The following is a 20,774-nucleotide window of genomic DNA, read 5'->3' as shown; positions in this document are numbered from 1 at the left end:
TTGATATATCATTCGGAGGAAGCTTCTTCGCTATAATTCATGCAAGTCAATTAGGATTAAAAATTGAGCCTAAGAATGCAGGAAAATTAACTGAATTAGCTTTAGAATTAAGAGATATAATAAACAGAGAAATAGAAATACAACATCCAACTTTAGATCATATAAAAACTGTAGACTTAGTTGAAATATATGATGAGCCAACTCATCCAGAAGCTACTTACAAAAACGTAGTTATATTTGGTCAAGGTCAAGTTGATAGATCTCCATGTGGAACTGGAACAAGTGCAAAACTTGCTACATTACACGCTAAAGGTGAATTAAAAGTTGGAGAAAAATTCGTATACGAAAGTATATTAGGAACTTTATTCAAAGGTGAAATAGTAGAAACTACTAAAGTAGATAAGTTTGATGCAGTAATACCAAAAATATCTGGTTCTGCGTATATAACAGGATTCAACCACTTTGTAATAGATGAAGAAGATCCACTAAAACATGGATTTATACTTAAATAGAAAATAGTATAAATAAAATAATAGAAATGAAAAAGGGTTGTTTAAATGGCTTAGCTATTTAAACAACTCCTTTTTGTGTGAAGATTATATTGTTTTAAAATATATTAGATATATTTGTTTGTAACACTATATTTATAATAAATTCCTAGTTTTGATATATTTTCGATATTTATTTTCTTTTGTTGCTTTTATATTTGTCATCTTTGTTGCCTTTTTTTAAGTCTCTAAGTCTCATTATTGATAGATAAGCAAAAGCCGATGAACAAATTAGTCCAAATTTTCCAATACCACTGTTTAAAGAACCAGTATAGATTATTACAATCCCCACAACTACACAAACTAAGATACTTAAATATGAGTATGTTTTTACGTTCATAGCTACCCCCTAAATATAGATATATCTACTATTATAATATACTTAGGCGAGTATATCTATAAGGTAGTTATATAATCTAATTAAGCATAAAACAAATTTGACTTTGCTGCTAGATATTCATACTGTTGGCTGTTTATTTCAACAGGAACAAGATCACCATTTTTATCTTTTATAATAGAACCGTCCAAATCTTGTTTATATATTGGTCTTACCTTATTTTTTGGAACTTCTATAATTTTATCTAATAATACTGAGCAGTTACTTTCCACAAATGTATCGTTATCTACATTTAAAAAGTTAGAAATTTTTCCAAGGCAGATAGTAGTATCAGACTCAGGTTTAAAATCATTTGTAAACGGGAGTAGTTTTAAATTATTATTATCCGAACTTAATACTATAGCGTGATCTAATGAGTATGGCTCATTTTCGATTCCTAAAAAATTATATTGCACTACTTTTCTATTCAATTGCCCCAACCTCCATTATGATTTTTGTAGTTAATCACTATTTAATTCAAATAATACCATAAAAATAATAAACTGTGTAACACAATTATTGGAAAACAAGAAAAATACTTAAATATTAAAGGAATACAGTGAATAATGTATATTATATTGTTGATATTTTCATATTTACAATATAATTTTCAGCTGAAATAGTAAATAGTATACATTATATTGCATTAAACAAAATAAAGTTTAATGCAATATAATTAAAACTAAAAAATAGACTATATAAAGTAGTTGATTCTACCTATATAGCCTACATATAGTCTTGTTTTAATTATTAAGCAGTTTTACTTTTATTGAATGATTTAATATATTCGACATTTTTTAGAGACAAAGCTAAAGGAACTGCAATAATCATACTGACAATCCCTTGAACTATATTTGATGGTATAGATGCAGCAGAAACTATAAAACTACCTTTTAGTATTGCTCCTGCTAAGAAGTATCCAATCACCATAACCACAATACCGATTGATATTGAAAATATATTTCTTGAAATTGTATTGCTTTTACCGACTATTATTCCTACTAAGTATCCTTCAAGCCCTTTTATTATAAGTGTAAACAATGCCCAATGAGGATAGCCACTTAGAAGATCTGCAAGAGCCGAACCAACTCCACCGGCCAACATTCCTGCAAGTGGTCCAAACAATATAGATGTAATAAATATAACTGCATCTCCTACATTTACATACCCATTAGTTCCAGGTGTAGGAACCTGTATAACCATTGTAGCTATACAAACTAAAGCTGTCATAAGTCCGTTTAATACAATTTTTTTTGTTTTGTAATTCATAATAAAATCCTCCAAAATTATAATCCAATAAATTCATATATATAAATTCTATTGCATTACAGTTTAAAAGGCAATGCTAATTGTACTGGTACAATAGCTTTGTTTGTATATACAATAGAAAATTTCGATAAAATAAAGAGTTATATCGATATTTTCTATAAAAAGTATATTTTGATTAAGCACTATGGATATAAGAGCATATACTTGTATAATAGAATATAGGGATAAATCTGCAAAAAAATATATATAAAATTTATATTATATGGGTTTTTGTAGATAAAACTGGTGGAATTTTAGCTAGGAGGATTAATAAGTATGCAGAAGATAAGTTTAAATAGAGACACTTTAGAGAAAGTCAATCTAAATGAAAATGATTGTGTTGATTGTAAGAAGTGTTTTAATATATGTCCGATGATGAAGGAATATGGAGACTCTCCTAAAAGTATATTGCAGTCAATATATACTGAAAAGGGGATAGATAAAAATATTCCATTTTCATGTATGCTATGCAATGCATGTGTGACGAATTGTCCAAAGGATATCGATTTAAAATCTATGTTTTATGATATCAGGACAGAAATTACAAAGCAAAATCCTAAGGAATTAAAGGATTTAGGGTATAATAAAATAAAATTCCATCAAAAAAGTAGTTTCTCCCCAGTATTTTCTAAGGGGTTTATAGACAAAGGTAGCCAAAAAATATTTTTCCCGGGGTGTAGCCTTTCAAGTTATAGTAGAGAATTAGTGATGAAAACCTATGAATATCTAAAAGAACATATAGAGGATATATCTATAGTGTTTGGGTGTTGTGGAAAGCCAACTTTGGATATAGGTGATAGCAGTAAATTTGAAAAATATTATTCTGAGGTAGACAAGCTTTTTAAAAACAATGAAATATCGGAAGTTATAGTTGCCTGTCCCAATTGTTTTAACACAATAAAAAGAAACAGCCCTGGCTTAGTAGTTACACCTATATGGAGTGTTATTAACAAGTACGGTGTAACGAAGTCTTTAGAAAATCATTATAAAGACTTAGACATACAATTTTCACTTCACGATCCATGCCCAATAAGAGAAGAAGTAGAAATACATAAAGATGTAAGAAGTATACTCAATTCTCTTGGAGTTAATATTGCTGAGTTTGACAATAATAGAGGAAACACAGAGTGCTGTGGTTCAGGTGGAATGGTTAGAGTTACAAATAGTGAAATTTCTGTAAGGCAAACCAATAAGAGAGCCAGTGAGGCAAAGACAGATAATATTGTGACCTACTGTGAGTCCTGTTGCGAGTCTATGCTTAGTTGTGGGAAATCAACACTTCATGTATTAGATTTTATTTTTAATGATGATGTTATAAATAAGAAAAAGTTTACTCAAAGAGAAGTGTCTTTTCTGGGAAAATGGGCAAATAGGTATAAACTTAAGAGAGAAATGGAGGGGAAAAATGATACAAAATAGTGATAATGAAAAAGTTAATACAAAGAAATTTCATCAAAATATAATTAAATACACATTAAGTGTAGGGGTTGTCGGAGCGATTGTTTTTTTGATATATAAAATATCAAGGATGAATATAGGAATAAAGGAAATACAAAGTTATGTAGAAGGTTTTGGTGGACTTGCCCCTGTAGTGTATATACTAATTTTTGCTTTAGTACCATTGACTCTTTTTCCAGATTCAATAATAGCTATTTCTGGAGGATTAATTTTTGGGTTGGCCAAAGGATATATTTTTACAACTATAGGTGCATTGATAGGAGGAACGATATCTTTTTATATATCAAGGTACTTTGGTAGAGATGTTGTAAAGAAACTAACAAAGGACAAGCTGGACAATATTGAGAACATGATAAATGAAAAAGGGTTTACGATAGTATTTTTACTTAGACTTATACCACTGTTTCCATTTGACGTTATAAGTTATGGAGCAGGATTTACATCTATAAAGTACAGAGATTTTGCTATTGCAACAGTTTTAGGTACTATACCTGGTATATTGGTTTTTACAAATATAGGAGCGAAGTCTGTTGATATAGGTAGTAGTAGCTTTTATGCTTCTATTGCAGCTTTGATATTACTTTTATTTACATCTATGGTACTCAAGAAAAAATTCTTAAATTCAAAGAAAAGTGAAGGCTATGACATCGACAAATAGGGCTAGGAGGTTGACAAATGTTAGATACGCACGCTAGAAAATATGTAAACGGGATAATAGAAGGAGGTGCTGATTTTTTCCTGAGACTAAAGTTAACTCCAAATCAGGTTACATTATTGGCGCTTTTAATAGGTATTGGGGTATCTGTGTTTATATATCTTGATATGGGTATCATGGCTGTAATATCATTATGGCTTTCAGGGTATTTAGATGCAGTGGATGGATCCATGGCCAGAAAAAGTAAGCAATCTTCAGCTGTAGGAACATTGATGGATATTACGTTTGATAGAATAGTTGAAATAGGTATTATATTGGCTATTGGTATAAAATTTGTTGATATGAGGATGAATTTAATAATATTACTAGCTAGTATACTTATGTCCATGACTATATTTTTGACAGTAGGGGCATTGACTGAAAAAAAAGGAATGAAATCTTTTTATTATCAAGCAGGATTAGCTGAAAGGAGCGAGGGTTTTATACTTTTCTCAATTATGATTTTATTTCCTATGTATTTGAGGATAACAATAAACTTATTTTCTGCTATTGTATTAATAACAGCAGCTCAGAGATTTTTAGAGGCTAGAAAGATATTATAAAACTATATAAAATTTAAAAGGATGTGTATTATTATAAAAAAACAACATAATAACAAAAAAAAGAACTCAACGAATTCAAGGAAATTAAAGAAACCATTCTGGATTACACTGGCATTAATCGTATTATTAGGATGTATTTATACTTTTGTACCTCAAGTAAATAATACTATAAACAAAGTTATCCTATATTTAACAACTTTGGATTTAGAAGGACTAAAAGAGTACATACTATCATTTGGGATATGGGCTCCAATAGTATCATTTCTGCTTATGATTTTACAGTCAGTGGCAGCACCACTTCCAGCGTTTTTGATAACTTTTGCCAATGCTGCATTATTTGGCTGGGTAAATGGTGCAATACTTTCTTGGATAAGTGCTATGGTAGGAGCATTAATTTGTTTTTATATAGCTAGATTCTTAGGGAGAGATACAGTAGAAAAGTTAACTAGTAAGTTTGCTTTAGATAATATAGACGAGTTTTTTGAAAAATACGGAAGACATACTATATTAATAGCGAGATTACTTCCATTTATGTCTTTTGACTTGGTAAGTTACGCAGCAGGCCTTACATCTATGGGATTCTTGTCCTTTTTTGTTGCTACTGGATTAGGACAACTTCCAGCTACAATAGTTTATTCATACGTAGGTGGAATGCTTACAGGTGGAGCTAAGTTAATGATGATGGGAATACTTACACTATTTGCTATCAGTATATTAATTTATCTTATAAAAAAGATTTGGAATGAAAAACACAAAAATAATTAGAAGGAGACATTAATATGAAAAAAAGATTATCATTGATACTATGTGTGATGTTAGTTATCAGCTTAGTAGGGTGCTCAAAACCAGCAAAAGAAAGCGAAGCTTCTAATGAGGCCAAAAAAATACTTAATAGTAGTTACGATGAGATTTTAGAAACGGCTAAGGGTAGTACTGTTAATTTCTACGGATATGGTGGAAATGAGGTAATGAATAAATGGTTTGATTCTTATGTTGTACCGACAATGAAAGAAGAATATGATATAACTGTAAAAAGAGTTGGTATGGACATAGAAAATATAATGAATCAAATGCTTTCAGAAAAGCAAGTTAAAAATTCTAAAGGTAAAATAGATGTTGTTTGGATAAATGGAGAAAACTTCAAGACAGCAAAGGATAATGAACTTTTATTTGGACCATTTGTAGAAAAACTTCCAAACTATAAAAAATACATAGATACAACTTCAGAAGATATGATTACAGATTTTGGAACAAAAGTAGATGGAATGGAAGCTCCTTGGGGGAAAGCCCAATTCGCTGTTGTAGTAGATACATCTAAAGTAAAGAGTGAAATAGTTAATACAGAGGATTTAAAGAAAGTTGTTGAAGCTAACCCAGGTAAATTTACTTATCCAGCTTTACCAGATTTTACTGCTAGTGCTTTTGTAAGAAATGTTATATACGATATAGTTGGATATGAAAATGTAGCGAACCTACCAGAAGATGAAAAGGAAGTTAAAAAAGCTATACAACCAGCTATAGACTACTTAAATGAAATAAAACCTTATTTATGGAAAGAGGGAAAAACATACCCTTCAACTATATCTCAATTAGATAATATGTATTCAGATGGAGAGGTTTACTTTACAATGACTTATTCACCTAATACATTGTTGGGAAGAATAGATAGTGGAGAATTCAACAAGGATACAAAAGTTTTAGAATTTGATAAAGGAAATATAAGTAATACCCATTTCTTGGCTATACCTCAAAATTCACAAAATCAAGCTGGTGCTATGGTTCTTATAGATTTCTTGACAAGCACAGATGCACAAGGTGCAAAAACGGATACTAAAAACTGGGGAGATAGTACAGTTTTAGATATGGACAAAGTATCTAGTGAAGACAAAAAGAAATTCAGTGAAACTGTGAAAATAGAAAAATCAGTTCCAGAGTTAAAGGCTGGATTAGTTCCAATAATAGAAAAAATATGGACAGAAGAGGTCCTAGAAAGTGAAAAATAAGTTAAAACCATACTTATTACTACTCCCAGTAACTATAATATTACTGGGGGTAATGGGTGTGGGGGTAATTAATTGTATTGCACAAAGCTTAGGATACTTTCCACAGATAGGGCTTACAGAGTTAACATTTGATTATTATAGAGAGGTTTTAAGGAATACGACTTTCTTAAAGTCTCTCCTATTTACATTAAAGACATCATTTATATCGGCATCTTTATCAGTAATTTTAGGGGTCTGGCTATCTTATGTACTTATGAAGGAAAAATTCTCTAAATTTAGAAGGTTAATTTTAAATACTCCTATTGTAGTTCCACATATAGTTGTTGTTCTTTTGATGTTTATAACTTTTTCTCAAAGTGGTATGGTTTCGAGGGTGTTATATAAGTTAAATATAATAGATACCTCATCACAATTTATATCTATAGTATCTGATCAGGGTGGTATAGGAATAATCATGGTTTATTTGTGGAAGGGTATCCCTTATACTACGATTACAACTTACAATATTCTAAGAAATATGAGCGATAAGCTGGAAAGTGTAGCAATAAACCTAGGAGCAAATAAGCTTCAAAGTTTTAGGTATATAATCCTACCTCTTGCTATGCCAAGTATAATATCTGCATTTATTATGTTATTTGCATTTGCTTTTGGATCTTTTGAGGTTCCTTTTTTAATTGGACCGTCCACTCCGAAGACACTAGCAGTTCAAGCTTATTTGAGTTATTCAAGCTCAGATTTATTTCAAAGACCAGATGCAATGGTTATGAATGTAACATTATCTTTAATAAGCTTTGTATTACTTATTGTATACAACAGAGTATTTGAAAAATTTTATAAATATAAATTATAGGTGGTAGAATCATGAGGAAGAATTTAAAAAATTTAATTTTAGATATGATTTTCATAATATTTATATCTCCACTTCTTTTATTAGTGATGTGGGGATTTACTACTTCGTGGCCATTTCCACATCTTCTTCCACAAAATTATTCTTTTAGAGGATTTGAATATATTATAAGTCCCGATAGTTTAGAAACACTATTAAATAGTATATTTATATCTCTTATTGTAGTTTTGATAACTGTTCTAATAAGTATTCCAGCAGCAAAGGCTATGGAGTTTTATGAGTTTAGGGGGAAGAATTTTTTTAAGATGCTAATACTATCCCCTGTGATAATTCCTTTGATTTCTGTAGCTATGGGAATACAGATAATATTTATTAGATTAGGACTTGCAAATACACTGATGGGAGTAGTTATTATAAGTATCTTGCCGTGTATTCCATATGCAATTAGGATAATAGGAGATGTATATAAACTGGTTGGAAACAATTTAGAGCTACAATCTAAGATGTTAGGTGCAAATAAGATAAATACTTTTAGATATGTTACCCTACCACTTATATTGCCTGGAATAATAGGTGCATCTAGTATGTGTTTTATAATTTCATTTAGCCAGTATTTTTTGACGCTGCTTATAGGTGGTGGAAGTATAATTACATATCCAATGATTATGCTTGCCTACATCCAAAGTGGAGACAGAACAATTGCATCTTTATATAGTATGGTGTTTTTAATAGTAGGTGTTGTGGTTTTAATATTGATAGAAAATAGTATAAAGAAAAGATACGGTAATAACGAAGATAACTCTTTATTTTTATAAATTTATAGAAGTGTTTAGATAGAATTTTCGTAAAATATAATTGGTAGATAATAGACTAGGTACAAAAAGGAGAATTAAGATGTCATCAGTTAATCTCGTTAACTTGACAAAGTATTTTGGAGATAAGAAAATACTAGATAATATAAACTTACAGGTAAATGATGGTGAAATTATTTCACTGTTAGGATTATCAGGTTGTGGGAAGAGCACTACATTAAAGCTGATTGCTGGCCTTTTAAAGCCTGATAGTGGAGATATACTTTTTAATGGAGAGTCGGCACTAGATATACCCACAGAAAAAAGGGATGCTGTCATAGTATTTCAGGATTATTTATTATTTCCACATATGAATGTATATGAAAATATAGAATTCGGAATGAAAATGAGGAAGGTAAAAAAGTCCATAAGACAAAAAAGGGTTTTAGAGCTTTTGGAATTGGTAAGACTAGAGGAATACAAAAATAGTTATCCATCAGAATTATCTGGAGGACAAAGACAAAGAGTAGCAATAGCAAGAGCTTTGGCAGTAAACCCTAGAATATTACTTTTGGATGAACCTTTTTCAAATTTGGATATAAACTTAAGAGGTGAAATGAGGGATTTTGTTCTTTCTATTCAAAAAAAGACCGGAATAACTACAATTTTAGTTACGCATGATAAAGAGGAAGCACTTATGATGAGTGACAAGGTAGCAGTAATGGTCGGTGGACAAATAAAGCAGTTTGATACTCCAAATAATCTATATGAAAGGCCAAATAGCAAAGAAGTTGCAAATATATTTGGTGAAAGAAACTATATAAGAGGAACTTTACAAAATGGGCTATTTAAGAGTGAGTTGATAAATTTTAAATCTAATATAAAAGAGGATTTAGGATCTGTTGAGGTTATGATATCTAAAGAGGACTTAGAACTAAAGCCGGTAGATTCTGATGAAGGAGTAGAAGGTAAAATTCTAAAAAAGAGATATGCAGGTGAGAAGACTTATTACAATATAAAAATCAAGGATAGTATATTGAAGGCCACTTGCGATAATAACTTATACAATGAAAATGATTTGATAAAAGTATCATTTTCACCTAAAAATGAGGTTTATTTTAGATGAAAATAGTATATAAAATTATGTAATTATCTTGATTACTTTAATTAATTAAAAATAATAAAATAAAAATAAAAAAAGTAATAAAATTAAGAGGAATATTCTTTAGTTTGGGCTATTTGCCAGACTACTAGAATATTCCTCTTTTTTATAATGAATAGGAAATTTTTAAGTTATCATAATTCGAATTTATTTTTAGGTATATAAATTAATACCAGTATTGAAATTATCAAGATTAGTGTAGCACAAAGTCCAGCTTCAGGTCCGAATTCTCCACCTGTGATAAGCTCATTTCCTACTAAATTTAAATCTACTAGAGTGCCGACATTGACACTTATACCGCTAACTTGGAGTCCAAATATATTTCCTTGGGCGAAATTCCAGGCTGTGTGTATAGCACAGGCACCCCATAAATCTCCACTTTTTATCACATACAAACCAAAGAAAAATCCGACTAATGCTATATTTATTAAAGAAATATAATTAACACTAGGGTTTAATAAATGTAAAAATGAAAAGAAAAGTGAAGAAGTCAATAGACCAATCCATACATTGTATTTTGCACTTAAAACATTCATAAGCCAACCTCTAGTCAAGATTTCCTCAGTTGCACCTTGGATTATCCAACCTATCAGGATTATAAGTACAGATATAAGAGCTGATGCACCTGTAGGCTGAGATGTATTTGATCCAACCTCTATACAACCTAAGGCTAGGAGTATCAAAACAACTGAACTCATCATAAGTAGACCTATAAAAAATCCAAAAATATATTTTTTTAAGGCATTGTTTTTGTAAAATCCAATTGACGATACTTTTCTTTTTTCAATCACTGAAACTCTAAAAAACACTACCATACAAGTAAATATACAGCTAATTAACTGAATAAAAATTAAAATAAAGTCTTTATAGGCTGATAAATTTTGATTTGAGTTTAGTAAATTATAAACAGGTTTAAATAATAAATTTCCAATAATTCCCCCGGATATTAGTATTATAATAGATAATATTAGTGCCCAAAGTAAGTTAGGAAGCTTCCTACTGTTCGTGGCTTCTACTATGAGTACATTTTCTTTTTGTACTATCTCATCTAATTTTTTTAACATAGTTTGGCTCCTTTTAAATAAATTTTTATGTACAAATCCTCAATCTCTATAAGTTATGAGTTGTTCAAGTTAATTATAGATTATATTTAATGTATATTAAAGTGTATAAAACAATATGAGTATAAAAAATACTTCATTATCCAATAATTTTAGTAAAGTGAATTCTTATATTTACTTTGTACATATGAATTTTTTATCAAATATGATAGAATTATTATGTAAATATGGAAAATTCAAAGAATCAAATAATTAAGGAATTAATAAGGAGCTAGGTAATTATGAGTAAGAAAATCATAGCGTTTATGATGTCTATATGTTTAGTAGTTGGACTTTCAGGATGTAATTTAGTAGAAGATAAAAAGTCCGAGAAAAAGAAGGAGAAAGTTTTAAAAGTAGTTGTTGCAACTGAGGCTTTTGATGAGGCTGAAAAAGAGTATAGAGCAGCTAAAAATATGGTAAAAGAATACAGCAAAAATGATGAAGAAGATGAAGATTCAAGTGATAATAAAAAAGAAGGAAAGAAAGAGGAAGCACAAGAGGTAGAAGGCAGCGTGATTCATATTGTTCTTCCTAAAAATACAGATGAAGCAAATAAAAAAATAGTAAAATTATCTAAAGATGAAGATATTAGAGGTATAGTACTTGCAACAGATAGACCGGGTATGTTACCTGCCTTAAAGCAGATAAGAGAGAAGAGACCAGATATTGTTACTGTATGCGCATCAACACCGGAAGAACCAGCTAAAATCAGCGAATGGGTAGATTTATGTATAGATACAAATATGTCAGAAATAGGGGAAAATATAGTCACTCTTTCTAAAGAACTTGGGGCGAAAACTTTTATATATTATTCATCTAAGAGTGATTTGGCAGATGAAAAAATAAATAACAGAAGAAATAAGATAAAAGAAACTTGTAAAAATGAAAATGTTAAATTTATAGAGGTCTTAACTCCTGAATACTTGACAGAAAAAGGGAAGTCAGATATGCAGAAATTTTTAGAGGAAGACATACAAAAGAAGGTCGATCAATACGGCAAGGATATAAATATACTTGGAGCGAGTGACTCGATGGATGAGATTATAATAAAAAATGCAATAAAATTAAAATATATAGTTGCACAGCAGAGTAATCCATCTCCAGTAGATGGGTATCCGGCTGCTATGGGAATAAAGTTATCTAAAAAGGATAGCCAAAATTTTAGTAAAGTCAACGATATGATAAGTGAGAAAGCAAAGGAAAAAGGTATTTCTAATAGATTAGGTGGAGTACCTATGCCAACAAGTCTATTGTTAACAGAATTATCCGTTCATATTGCTGTTCAAATGGTGGAAGAAGATTTGACACAAGAAGATGTCTCTGACCCTGACTACTTAGAAAAGTTTGCAGAAGAAAAATATGGAATAGGGGCAATATTTGAAAAAGCAAATGAAGAAATAGACAATTATCAATTGATGACTATTGAACAAATAATATACTAATAAATAGTATCTTAAAAAGAGTATTGGGGGGAATAACAATGAAAAAATATGATTTTGACAAAAAGGTAAGTAGATTAAATACAAACTCTATTAAATGGGATTTTAGAACAAACTGTTCTCCTAAGGCACAGGAGGATGGACTTCCTCTATGGATAGCCGATATGGACTTTGAATGTGCAGATCCAATAATAGATTCACTGCATAAATTAGTTGACCACAAAATATTTGGATATAGTTCTAATAAAACGGATGAATACTACGATGCTGTTTGTGGATGGTATAAAAGAAGATTTAATTGGGATATAAATAGGGAAGATATAGTATTTACACCAGGTGTAGTACCGGCGGTTTCTCTTCTTATAAAAATACTAACAGAAGAAGGGGATGGAATTATAGTTCAAAAACCAGTGTATCATCCATTTGAAGCCAAGATAAAGATTAACAAGAGAAGGGTAGTAGATAACCCTCTAATATATAAAAATGGTGAATATACGATAGATTTTGAGGACTTAGAAGAAAAGGCAAAATCTGTAGAAAATAAATTACTTATACTATGTAGTCCACACAACCCTGTGGGGAGGGTATGGAAAGAAGAAGAGCTTAAAAAAATTATTGAAATATGTAAAAAACATAATTTGTGGGTTATATCAGATGAAATTCATTCTGACCTGCTTAGAAAAGGTGTTAAGCATACTCCGATGCATTCTATATGTGGGGATTACAAAGATAGGGTTGTTGTATGTACAGCTCCAAGCAAAACATTTAATTTAGCTGGAATGCAATTATCCAACATAATAATATCTAATAAAGAGTTGAGAGATAAATATAAAAATGAAATGATGTTTACAGGAGTATCTATGTCTCCAAATCCATTTGCTATAGTAGCTACAATTGCAGCTTACAATGAGAGCGAAGATTGGGTAGATGAACTAAATGAGTACTTAGATGGAAATATGGAATTTATAGATACATATCTAAAAGAAAACCTACCAAAGGTAAAGCTTGTTAAATCACAGGGAACATATCTAGCCTGGTTGGATTTTACAGCTTATGGATTAAATGAAGTAGAGTTAGAGGATATTATGTTTAAAAAAGCAAATGTATTATTAGATGAAGGTTATATATTTGGGAAAGAGGGAGTTGGATTTGAGAGGGTAAATGCTGCCTGTCCTAAATCAACTTTAAAAGATTTCCTAGACAGAGTTAAGGATGCATTTAAGGATATGTAATCTAAGATAATAGATACTACAAAATACTTGTAGTATCTATTATTTTTTTGTTTTTAACTAGATATTCACTTAAAAATATTGATAAAAAAATAACTAAGTAAATTTTGTAACAATTCAAAATTATCCAAAAAATCTTAATTTTATGTAAAAACCATTTTGTGTTGCAAATGAATTTAAATGATGTTATTATTAGAAAGTACTAAATCGACAAAAAAATAACGAGGAAATCGTTATTATTATGTCAAAAAAAACCTATACAAAAATAAGGGGGACTCATATGTCAGAGAACACAAAAAAACTAACGTTAGTACCATTAATACTTATGATTTTTACATCGGTATTTGGATTTGCTAATATGCCAAGAGCATTCTATTTAATGGGATATTCAGCAATACCTTGGTATGTGTTTAGTGCGGTATTATTCTTTATTCCATATGCATTTATGATGGCAGAATACGGATCAGCTTTTAAAAATGAAAGTGGAGGAATGTATTCGTGGATGGAAAAATCAGTTGGACCTAAATATGCTTTTGTAGGTACATTCATGTGGTATGCATCTTATATGATATGGATGGTAAGTGTATCTTCAAGTATTTGGATACCACTATCAAATGCAGTAGCTGGAGCAGATGTTACTTCTACTTGGTCTTTATTTGGATTAGGATCTGTAAAAACTCTAGGTATATTAGGAGTAATATGGATTGCAGTCGTTACTTTTGTTTCTACTAAAGGAGTAGACAAAATAAGCAAGATAACTTCTGTAGGTGGAACGGCTGTTACTTTACTTAATGTAGTGTTATTAGGTGGTGGAATATTAGTAGTAGCTTTAACTGGTGAGTTAGCAGAGCCTATATCAAATATAGGAAAGTCGTTTACTACATCTCCAAACCCTAGTTATCAAACTACATTTGGAATATTATCTTTCCTAACATTTGCAGTGTTTGCATTTGGAGGGCTTGAAGTTTTAGGTGGACTTGTTGACCAAACTGAGAACGCAGAGAAGACTTTCCCTAAGGGAATTGCTATATCAGCGATAATAATATCAGTTGGGTATGCACTTGGTATATTTGCTTGTGGTATGTTTACAAATTGGAGCGAGGTATTAGGTGGAAGTCATGTTAATATGGCTAATGCTACTTATCTGCTTATGAGTAACTTAGGCTATAAAATAGGTTTAGGGTTAGGGATGGCTGAGGCTGGTGCTCTTACTGTAGGAGCTTGGACAGCTAGATTTGTAGGGTTTTCAATGTTCTTATCTTTAACTGGAGCATTCTTTACACTGACTTATTCACCACTAAAAACTCTTATACAAGGTGCTCCTAAGGAAGTTTGGCCAGGAAAATTAGGAGAAATAAAAAATGGAATGCCTATAAACGCAATGATAGTTCAGGCATCTATAGTTATAGTAATGATACTTGTAGTTTCTTTTGGAGGGGATAATGCGGCTGAATTCTTCGCAATACTTACTCTTATGACTAATGTTGCTATGACGATACCATATATGTTCTTATCTTCTGCATTCCCTGCATTTAAGAAAAAGCAGCTTAATGGTGAGATAGAAAAGCCATTTATGGTATACAAATCACATAAAGGTGCAGTTATAGCATCTATAATGGTAACTGCGGTAATAGGGTTTGCGAATTTATTTACTATAGCAGAACCTACACTTACATCTCCAGAAGGCATAAGTAAGACTATAACAATGTTAGCTGGACCATTATTATTTGCAATAATTGGATTTGTATTATTTACAATATACGAAAAGAAATATGGAAAAAAATCAGACAAAAATGACAAATTAGCAGGATAATATTAACAGTATAATATAAATTTAAATATAAAAATCTATCTCAATTTAATTAAATTACTTTGAGATAGATTTTTTGTTTATTATAAAATATGATAAAAATATAAAGATACGAATAAAAATATGGATATTAGAAATTATAATATATAAAAGGCAAATAGAAATTATATATATATATTTTATAAAAAATAGTTGACAAATATATGAAAAACTCATAACATATATTATATAATCAAAAATAGTAACAATTCTAAATATTGTTGAAAGTAAAAACTGTGATAGGAAGAGTATATATAGAATGTAGTCATAGCGAGCTGGTGACGGTGAGAGTCCAGTACGAAGTCTATATTGAAGAACATCCTGGAGTTGTTAACCGAAATCCTAATTTGGAGAGTAGACTTAACCGGAGCCAATCCGTTATCAAATTGGAGTGTATCGATATTATATCTGTACATTATTAAGCTGAGTTTGATTTATTTCAAACTAATCAGGGTGGTACCGCGGAAGTTTAAGTCTTTCGTCCCTTTTAATAGGGATGAAGGGCTTTTTTTACGTATAAGGAAATTATAATTAATCTTAAACTGTGAATAACTTATACAACTTAGATACTTCAATATACTGGTCTTGCAAGTAAAAAAATTTTTTGAGCAACGGACGAAGTCGTTGGCGACATGAGCGAAGCGAATTTTTTAATTGAAAATTTTAAATGCATTTAAAAATAGAAAAAAATATAACACTTAAGAAAATAGTTTAAAAAGGAGCGAATATAATGAGCACTATAATACCAAAAGGATATGAAACTAAACTAGGAGTAATAGAAACACAAGTCGCAATTAAAAAATTAAAAGATTACTTTGAACATAGATTGGGTGAGGAATTAAACCTTATAAGAGTTTCTTCACCATTATTTGTACTACCTGAAACAGGTGCTAATGACAACTTAAACGGAGAAAAAGCAGTGTCGTTTGATATTCCATGCATGGATAAGTATGCTGAAATAGTTCAATCTTTAGCTAAATGGAAAAGATTAGCACTTAAAAAATATAGATTCAATGTAGGTAAAGGTCTGTATACAGATATGAATGCTATAAGAAAAAATGAAGACTTAGACAATATACATTCTCTATATGTAGATCAATGGGACTGGGAATTAGTTATAGATAAAGAAAGTAGAAATGAAAAAACTTTAATTGATGTTGTAAACAAGTTATATAAGGTATTTAAAGATACAGAGGAATTTGTATGCAGTACTTATCCTAGTATAGAGAGAATACTTCCAGAAAAAATTACATTTATAACTTCTCAAGAACTTGAGGACATGTATCCAGAGTTAACCCCTAAGGAGAGAGAAGATAGAATTGTTAAAGCAAAAGGTGCAGTATTCTTAATGAAAATAGGAAAGGTATTAAGTTCTGGTGAAAAGCATGATGGTAGAAGTCCAGATTATGATGACTGGGAATTAAACGGAGATATACTTTTCTATAACCCAGTTTTAGGTAATACATTAGAACTATCTTCAATGGGTATAAGAGTAGATGAAGAAAGTCTTGAAAGACAACTTAAGCTATCAAACTGCGAAGATAGGAAAAAATTTGATTATCACAAGATGCTTTTAAATGGAGAGTTGCCTTATACAGTTGGTGGAGGAATAGGTCAATCTAGAATATGTATGTATTTTTTAAGAAAAGCTCATATAGGAGAAGTTCAAGTTGGAATTTGGCCTGAGGATATGATAAGAGAATGTAGTAGTATGGGAGTTGAATTATTATAATTTTATATTGATATTATCTCGACTTATACATACCTATGGGATAAAATAGGTAGAGAGGTGATAAATATGAAAACTCTATTAAATGTGATAAATGTACTATTAGATCAATTGAAAAAAATCTTAGTCAGATTTAAAAATGCTAAGTTTGGACTACTTTTTTTTATAAATATATTTAAAATACCAGATTTTCTAACAGATATAAGAGTAAGTATATTCAGCAAACTTAGGTTGATATTTGCGGTTATAGTATCTATTTTATATATAGTATCTAGTGTAGATTTAATACCAGAAATAATTATAGGAGCATTTGGATTTATAGATGATATCCTTGTATTGATTTGGAGTTTGGGTATTGTCAGTGAAGAAATCGAGAAATATAAACGTATGATAAATGAAAGTAAGGATCCAAGAATAATAGATGATGTAAACTACTCAGTAAGAGACGAAGAATAATTAATAAAGTAAAAGAGAAAATAGTATATACCTAAAGCGAGCTATATTTAGAGAGATAAAACCATCTAAATATAGCTTGCTTTATATTTATAATAAGATCTAATTAAACAACAAGACTAATCAAATATTTTATTTAGATTTTCTATTAATAATTTATTTTCTTCAGGTTTTAATATACAAACCCTAAAGAAATATTCGTCTAATCCATCAAAAGAAAAACAATCTCTTATTATGATTTTATTAGGTATTAACTTTTCACGAAGTAGCTTTCCTGTCAATTTCTTAGATTTAATTTCACATAGTATAAAGTTGCCCTGAGTTTCATACACTTTTATTTCCTTTAATTTGTTGAGTTCCGAATAGAGATAATTTCTTTCCTTAGTCATTAAATCCTCAGTTTTAGATATAAATTCATTATCTACAAACATAATTTCACCCATTGTAGATGCGATTATATTTATATTCCATAGATCTAGATGAGAGTTTATTTTATTTCTTACCTCAACATTTGATATAAGTCCATATCCAAGTCTAATTCCTGGTGTTGAGAAGAATTTTGATGTTCCCCTTATCACGAATATATTTTTATAATTGTCAACTAACTTAGTAGAAGAGAAAAGTTCTCTATCTGTAAATTCTATGTATGTTTCGTCAATCATAACGAAGCTATTAGTGTTTTCTAAAATTTCCTTTATCTCATCTGCAGAGAAGGTAAATCCTGTAGGGTTATTAGGGTTACATATAACTATTAAATCGTAATTATTTTCGTTAATAGATTTAATAAGTTCTTTGACATTTATTTTGAAATTATCTTCACTCAAAGCAAAGTACTTTGTGATTTTGCAACCAATTTTAGAGAGTTCTTTTTCATATTCAGAGTATGCAGGTGAAAGTAGCAAAGCTTCATTCGGGTTGATACTTTCTATAAAAGACGAAATTAATTCAGTTGCACCACTTCCAAGAACTATATTTTCCTGTAGGCAATTACAGTAAGTAGATATAGAATCCTTTAATTTTGTGTAGTCCGGGTCTGGATACATAGAAACCATATCAATGTTGTTTATAATATATTCCTTAGCAAGTTTAGATGAACCAAAGGGATTTATATTAGAGCTAAAGTCCATAAATTCCTCTTTTGAAAAACCATACTTACTAGATAAATCGTATAAATTGGCACCATGATTTGCGCTCATAAAAATACCTCCAAAAAGAAAATAGGGTATAATAATATACCTATAATAGATTATAATACAAACAGAAAGTTATTCCAAATTTAAAATAAATAGCGAACTATTTTTATAAGATTTATTAAAAACATTCTAATTAGTATGCTTGTATGATATACTTAATTATAATAATAACCAAACAGGAGGATTAATATGTTTAAAGTTACAGACGTTATGCTATCGGAAGACCAAATTAAAGTAAAAGTGTATGAACTAGCAAAACAAATAGAAAGAGACTTTAAAGGTGAGGAATTATTGGTAGTAGGTATACTTAAAGGGGCGAGTGTATTTGTTTCTGATTTAATAAGATGTATAGACTTAGATGTAAATATAGACTTTATGAGTGTTTCAAGTTACGGAAACTCAACTAAATCTTCAGGAACTGTAAAGATATTAAAAGACTTAGATGTTGACATAGAGGGAAAAAATGTATTAATAGTAGAAGATATAATAGATTCTGGTTTAACTTTAAGCAATTTAGTTGCAGCTTTAAAAACAAGAAATCCTAAGTCACTAAAATTATGTACATTATTAGACAAGCCAGAAAGAAGAAAAGTAGATATAAAGGTTGATTATATTGGATTTGTTATAGAGGACAAGTTTATAGTAGGATACGGAATTGACTATGCAGAGAAATATAGAAACCTACCTTATATAGGTATTGTTGGTGAATAAGAGAACATTATATTTTAGAAAACACTAATCTTTATAAAAGGTTAGTGTTTTTTATAATGAATATAGATAATTCCTATAACTATCCACACACATATATATATAATGAATTTGAATGGGGTTAATTAGAATGTTAAAATTAGGCTAGAAATTTGTCAAATATCAAAAATAATTTATTGGGGGATGATTCAATATGCACAAAGATGACCAGATGACACCAAAGGAAAGATCAAAGGCCTTATCTGAAGGAAAGGATATAGATAGATTACCTATAGACCTTAGTTTAGCTGTGTATGGGGGAGATCTTATAGGGGTTACAAATCGTGAGCTACGTAGCTCAGCTAAAGTATTTGCACAAAGTCAAATAAAGGCATATGAACTGTTTGGGCATGATAGTCTTTCTACAGATTTTAACTTAAGAAGTATACCAATAGCTTTGGGGGCACAAGTATCAGATCCAGAGACAAGCATACCGGCCATATTAGTTCCACCTTTAAAAGAAATAAATGAAATAGATAATATAGACTTGTCTTTATTAGATATTAAGTATGATAAAGGACTAAGAAAAACATATGATGGAATTAACTTTATTCAAGATAAAGTAGGAGATGAGGTATCTGTTAGTATAAGTTTTACTGGGCCATTTACTGTTGCTTCAGGGCTTATAGGTACTGAAAAATTATTAAAAGCTGTTCGAAAGGATGAAGAAGGTGTATTTAAGCTTCTTGATTTTTGTGAAAAGGCAATTATACAGGTAGCAACAAACTTCAAAGATTTAGGACTATCAGTATGTATACCAGATCCTGTTGCTTCAGGAATTGTTTTAGGCAAAAAGAAATTTGATAAGTTTGTTTTGCCTACAACAAAAAGAATTGTTGAAAAGTTAAAAGAAATTAATGGTCCTGGAATTTGCTACCATATATGTGGGGACACTACTTCTATATTGTCTAGTATGGCTGATGCTGGGATGCCTGCTGTTAGCTTAGATAATGCAGTTGATTTAGAAGTAGCTAAAAAAGAAATAGGTGATAGAGTTATAATAGTAGGAAATGTTGAACCTGTGAAGGTTGTACATTCTGGTACAGAAAAAGATGTAGAAGAAGCTATAAAGACTTGCTTTAAAAAGGCATATGATAGTAAGTTGGGTTATCAATTAGGGCCGGGGTGTGACATACCTCTTGGAGCTCCTATTGAAAATATCTACAAATTTATGGAAGTAGGTAGAAAGTGCGGTAAATGGCCGATAGATCCTAAAAACTTTGAATAGATATATTTGGATATATAATTGATATAAACTAAACAGTTTTAACTAAATCTAAGG

General features: G+C 30.1%; 21 protein-coding genes and 1 other annotated feature. Of the genes, 16 read left to right on the top strand and 5 right to left on the bottom strand.

What is annotated here, in order from left to right:
• Positions 1 to 512: proline racemase family protein (locus tag BUB34_RS05020; protein ID WP_200787859.1), on the top strand; the 512-nt coding region annotated here is incomplete at its 5' end.
• Between the two features lie 169 nt (positions 513 to 681).
• Here BUB34_RS05020 and BUB34_RS05015 read toward each other — a convergent pair.
• The 3 genes from BUB34_RS05015 to BUB34_RS05005 form a co-directional block, all read right to left on the bottom strand.
• A complete protein-coding gene (locus BUB34_RS05015; protein ID WP_073124904.1) occupies positions 682 to 888 on the bottom strand; it encodes a hypothetical protein in 207 nt (68 codons plus the stop codon).
• An 80-nt stretch (positions 889 to 968) separates the two neighbouring features.
• Positions 969 to 1,355 carry a hypothetical protein gene (locus tag BUB34_RS05010; protein ID WP_073124902.1) on the bottom strand — a complete coding sequence of 129 codons (387 nt, stop codon included), beginning with the start codon at positions 1,353 to 1,355 and terminating at the stop codon, positions 969 to 971.
• Positions 1,356 to 1,674: 319 nt separating this feature from the next.
• Complete coding sequence (locus BUB34_RS05005; protein ID WP_073124900.1) at positions 1,675 to 2,193, bottom strand: ECF transporter S component; 519 nt, start codon at positions 2,191 to 2,193, stop codon at positions 1,675 to 1,677.
• A gap of 315 nt (positions 2,194 to 2,508) precedes the next feature.
• On the opposite strand from BUB34_RS05005, the gene BUB34_RS05000 reads away from it, so the two are divergent.
• The 8 genes from BUB34_RS05000 (at position 2,509) to BUB34_RS04965 (ending at position 9,714) form a co-directional block, all read left to right on the top strand.
• The gene (locus tag BUB34_RS05000) at positions 2,509 to 3,651 is read left to right on the top strand and encodes a (Fe-S)-binding protein (protein WP_073124897.1); all 1,143 of its coding nucleotides are present in this window, start codon (positions 2,509 to 2,511) and stop codon (positions 3,649 to 3,651) included.
• Positions 3,638 to 4,348, top strand: coding sequence for a TVP38/TMEM64 family protein (locus tag BUB34_RS04995; RefSeq protein WP_073124895.1), 711 nt, complete (start codon positions 3,638 to 3,640; stop codon positions 4,346 to 4,348). Before BUB34_RS05000 ends, BUB34_RS04995 begins: the two co-directional genes overlap by 14 nt.
• Positions 4,349 to 4,365: 17 nt before the next feature.
• Complete coding sequence (locus BUB34_RS04990; protein WP_073124893.1) at positions 4,366 to 4,947, top strand: CDP-alcohol phosphatidyltransferase family protein; 582 nt, start codon at positions 4,366 to 4,368, stop codon at positions 4,945 to 4,947.
• 21 nt (positions 4,948 to 4,968) lie between these two features.
• Entirely contained in the window at positions 4,969 to 5,712 is a 744-nt protein-coding gene (locus BUB34_RS04985; protein WP_073124891.1) for a TVP38/TMEM64 family protein, read from the top strand.
• A gap of 14 nt (positions 5,713 to 5,726) precedes the next feature.
• On the top strand, positions 5,727 to 6,950 hold the full coding sequence (locus BUB34_RS04980) for an ABC transporter substrate-binding protein (protein WP_073124888.1): 1,224 nt from the start codon (positions 5,727 to 5,729) through the stop codon (positions 6,948 to 6,950).
• Entirely contained in the window at positions 6,940 to 7,800 is an 861-nt protein-coding gene (locus BUB34_RS04975) for an ABC transporter permease (protein WP_073124886.1), read from the top strand. Before BUB34_RS04980 ends, BUB34_RS04975 begins: the two co-directional genes overlap by 11 nt.
• 11 nt (positions 7,801 to 7,811) lie before the next feature.
• Positions 7,812 to 8,612, top strand: coding sequence for an ABC transporter permease (locus tag BUB34_RS04970; RefSeq protein ID WP_073124884.1), 801 nt, complete (start codon positions 7,812 to 7,814; stop codon positions 8,610 to 8,612).
• A 79-nt stretch (positions 8,613 to 8,691) separates the two neighbouring features.
• Positions 8,692 to 9,714: an ABC transporter ATP-binding protein gene (locus BUB34_RS04965; protein WP_073124882.1), complete on the top strand. Its 1,023-nt coding sequence runs from the start codon at positions 8,692 to 8,694 to the stop codon at positions 9,712 to 9,714.
• A gap of 170 nt (positions 9,715 to 9,884) precedes the next feature.
• Here the strand turns inward: BUB34_RS04965 and BUB34_RS04960 are convergent, their stop codons facing one another.
• Complete coding sequence (locus tag BUB34_RS04960) at positions 9,885 to 10,814, bottom strand: CPBP family intramembrane glutamic endopeptidase (protein ID WP_084120200.1); 930 nt, start codon at positions 10,812 to 10,814, stop codon at positions 9,885 to 9,887.
• Positions 10,815 to 11,092: 278 nt separating this feature from the next.
• Between BUB34_RS04960 and BUB34_RS04955 the strand changes: the two genes are divergently transcribed.
• From BUB34_RS04955 to BUB34_RS04935, 5 genes are all read left to right on the top strand, one after another.
• A complete protein-coding gene (locus tag BUB34_RS04955; RefSeq protein ID WP_073124880.1) occupies positions 11,093 to 12,295 on the top strand; it encodes a DUF3798 domain-containing protein in 1,203 nt (400 codons plus the stop codon).
• A 38-nt stretch (positions 12,296 to 12,333) separates the two neighbouring features.
• Complete coding sequence (locus BUB34_RS04950; protein ID WP_073124878.1) at positions 12,334 to 13,524, top strand: MalY/PatB family protein; 1,191 nt, start codon at positions 12,334 to 12,336, stop codon at positions 13,522 to 13,524.
• A 277-nt stretch (positions 13,525 to 13,801) separates the two neighbouring features.
• Positions 13,802 to 15,334 carry a glutamate/gamma-aminobutyrate family transporter YjeM gene (yjeM, locus tag BUB34_RS04945; protein ID WP_073124876.1) on the top strand — a complete coding sequence of 511 codons (1,533 nt, stop codon included), beginning with the start codon at positions 13,802 to 13,804 and terminating at the stop codon, positions 15,332 to 15,334.
• A 263-nt stretch (positions 15,335 to 15,597) separates the two neighbouring features.
• Positions 15,598 to 15,859, top strand: a binding site (T-box leader).
• A 241-nt stretch (positions 15,860 to 16,100) separates the two neighbouring features.
• Entirely contained in the window at positions 16,101 to 17,102 is a 1,002-nt protein-coding gene (gene asnA, locus BUB34_RS04940) for an aspartate--ammonia ligase (protein ID WP_073124874.1), read from the top strand.
• A gap of 66 nt (positions 17,103 to 17,168) precedes the next feature.
• Positions 17,169 to 17,555: a YkvA family protein gene (locus tag BUB34_RS04935; protein WP_073124872.1), complete on the top strand. Its 387-nt coding sequence runs from the start codon at positions 17,169 to 17,171 to the stop codon at positions 17,553 to 17,555.
• Positions 17,556 to 17,671: 116 nt separating this feature from the next.
• Here BUB34_RS04935 and BUB34_RS04930 read toward each other — a convergent pair whose 3' ends face one another.
• Positions 17,672 to 18,748, bottom strand: a complete 1,077-nt coding sequence (locus BUB34_RS04930; RefSeq protein WP_073124870.1) for a pyridoxal phosphate-dependent aminotransferase — start codon at positions 18,746 to 18,748, stop codon at positions 17,672 to 17,674.
• A 186-nt stretch (positions 18,749 to 18,934) separates the two neighbouring features.
• Here BUB34_RS04930 and hpt point away from each other — a divergent pair, with 186 nt between their 5' ends.
• Positions 18,935 to 19,456, top strand: coding sequence for a hypoxanthine phosphoribosyltransferase (gene hpt / locus BUB34_RS04925; RefSeq protein ID WP_073124868.1), 522 nt, complete (start codon positions 18,935 to 18,937; stop codon positions 19,454 to 19,456).
• 190 nt (positions 19,457 to 19,646) lie between these two features.
• Positions 19,647 to 20,720 carry a uroporphyrinogen decarboxylase family protein gene (locus BUB34_RS04920; protein ID WP_073124866.1) on the top strand — a complete coding sequence of 358 codons (1,074 nt, stop codon included), beginning with the start codon at positions 19,647 to 19,649 and terminating at the stop codon, positions 20,718 to 20,720.
• Positions 20,721 to 20,774: the final 54 nt, after the last annotated feature.

It is taken from the genome of Asaccharospora irregularis DSM 2635 (assembly GCF_900129815.1).
Taxonomy (GTDB): domain Bacteria; phylum Bacillota; class Clostridia; order Peptostreptococcales; family Peptostreptococcaceae; genus Asaccharospora; species Asaccharospora irregularis.
The sequence above is the reverse complement of the archived record's forward strand: the minus strand, read 5'-3'. Positions and strand labels throughout refer to the sequence as shown.

What these genes read in the sequence shown, in the direction of transcription:
- BUB34_RS05015 (WP_073124904.1), bottom strand. Translation starts at nt 888, where the DNA reads ATGAACGTAAAAACATACTCATATTTAAGTATCTTAGTTTGTGTAGTT.
- BUB34_RS05005 (WP_073124900.1), bottom strand. Translation starts at nt 2,193, where the DNA reads ATGAATTACAAAACAAAAAAAATTGTATTAAACGGACTTATGACAGCT.
- BUB34_RS05000 (WP_073124897.1), top strand. Translation starts at nt 2,509, where the DNA reads ATGCAGAAGATAAGTTTAAATAGAGACACTTTAGAGAAAGTCAATCTA.
- BUB34_RS04995 (WP_073124895.1), top strand. Translation starts at nt 3,638, where the DNA reads ATGATACAAAATAGTGATAATGAAAAAGTTAATACAAAGAAATTTCAT.
- BUB34_RS04990 (WP_073124893.1), top strand. Translation starts at nt 4,366, where the DNA reads ATGTTAGATACGCACGCTAGAAAATATGTAAACGGGATAATAGAAGGA.
- BUB34_RS04985 (WP_073124891.1), top strand. Translation starts at nt 4,969, where the DNA reads ATGTGTATTATTATAAAAAAACAACATAATAACAAAAAAAAGAACTCA.
- BUB34_RS04980 (WP_073124888.1), top strand. Translation starts at nt 5,727, where the DNA reads ATGAAAAAAAGATTATCATTGATACTATGTGTGATGTTAGTTATCAGC.
- BUB34_RS04970 (WP_073124884.1), top strand. Translation starts at nt 7,812, where the DNA reads ATGAGGAAGAATTTAAAAAATTTAATTTTAGATATGATTTTCATAATA.
- BUB34_RS04965 (WP_073124882.1), top strand. Translation starts at nt 8,692, where the DNA reads ATGTCATCAGTTAATCTCGTTAACTTGACAAAGTATTTTGGAGATAAG.
- BUB34_RS04960 (WP_084120200.1), bottom strand. Translation starts at nt 10,814, where the DNA reads ATGTTAAAAAAATTAGATGAGATAGTACAAAAAGAAAATGTACTCATA.
- BUB34_RS04955 (WP_073124880.1), top strand. Translation starts at nt 11,093, where the DNA reads ATGAGTAAGAAAATCATAGCGTTTATGATGTCTATATGTTTAGTAGTT.
- BUB34_RS04950 (WP_073124878.1), top strand. Translation starts at nt 12,334, where the DNA reads ATGAAAAAATATGATTTTGACAAAAAGGTAAGTAGATTAAATACAAAC.
- yjeM (WP_073124876.1), top strand. Translation starts at nt 13,802, where the DNA reads ATGTCAGAGAACACAAAAAAACTAACGTTAGTACCATTAATACTTATG.
- asnA (WP_073124874.1), top strand. Translation starts at nt 16,101, where the DNA reads ATGAGCACTATAATACCAAAAGGATATGAAACTAAACTAGGAGTAATA.
- BUB34_RS04935 (WP_073124872.1), top strand. Translation starts at nt 17,169, where the DNA reads ATGAAAACTCTATTAAATGTGATAAATGTACTATTAGATCAATTGAAA.
- BUB34_RS04930 (WP_073124870.1), bottom strand. Translation starts at nt 18,748, where the DNA reads ATGAGCGCAAATCATGGTGCCAATTTATACGATTTATCTAGTAAGTAT.
- hpt (WP_073124868.1), top strand. Translation starts at nt 18,935, where the DNA reads ATGTTTAAAGTTACAGACGTTATGCTATCGGAAGACCAAATTAAAGTA.
- BUB34_RS04920 (WP_073124866.1), top strand. Translation starts at nt 19,647, where the DNA reads ATGCACAAAGATGACCAGATGACACCAAAGGAAAGATCAAAGGCCTTA.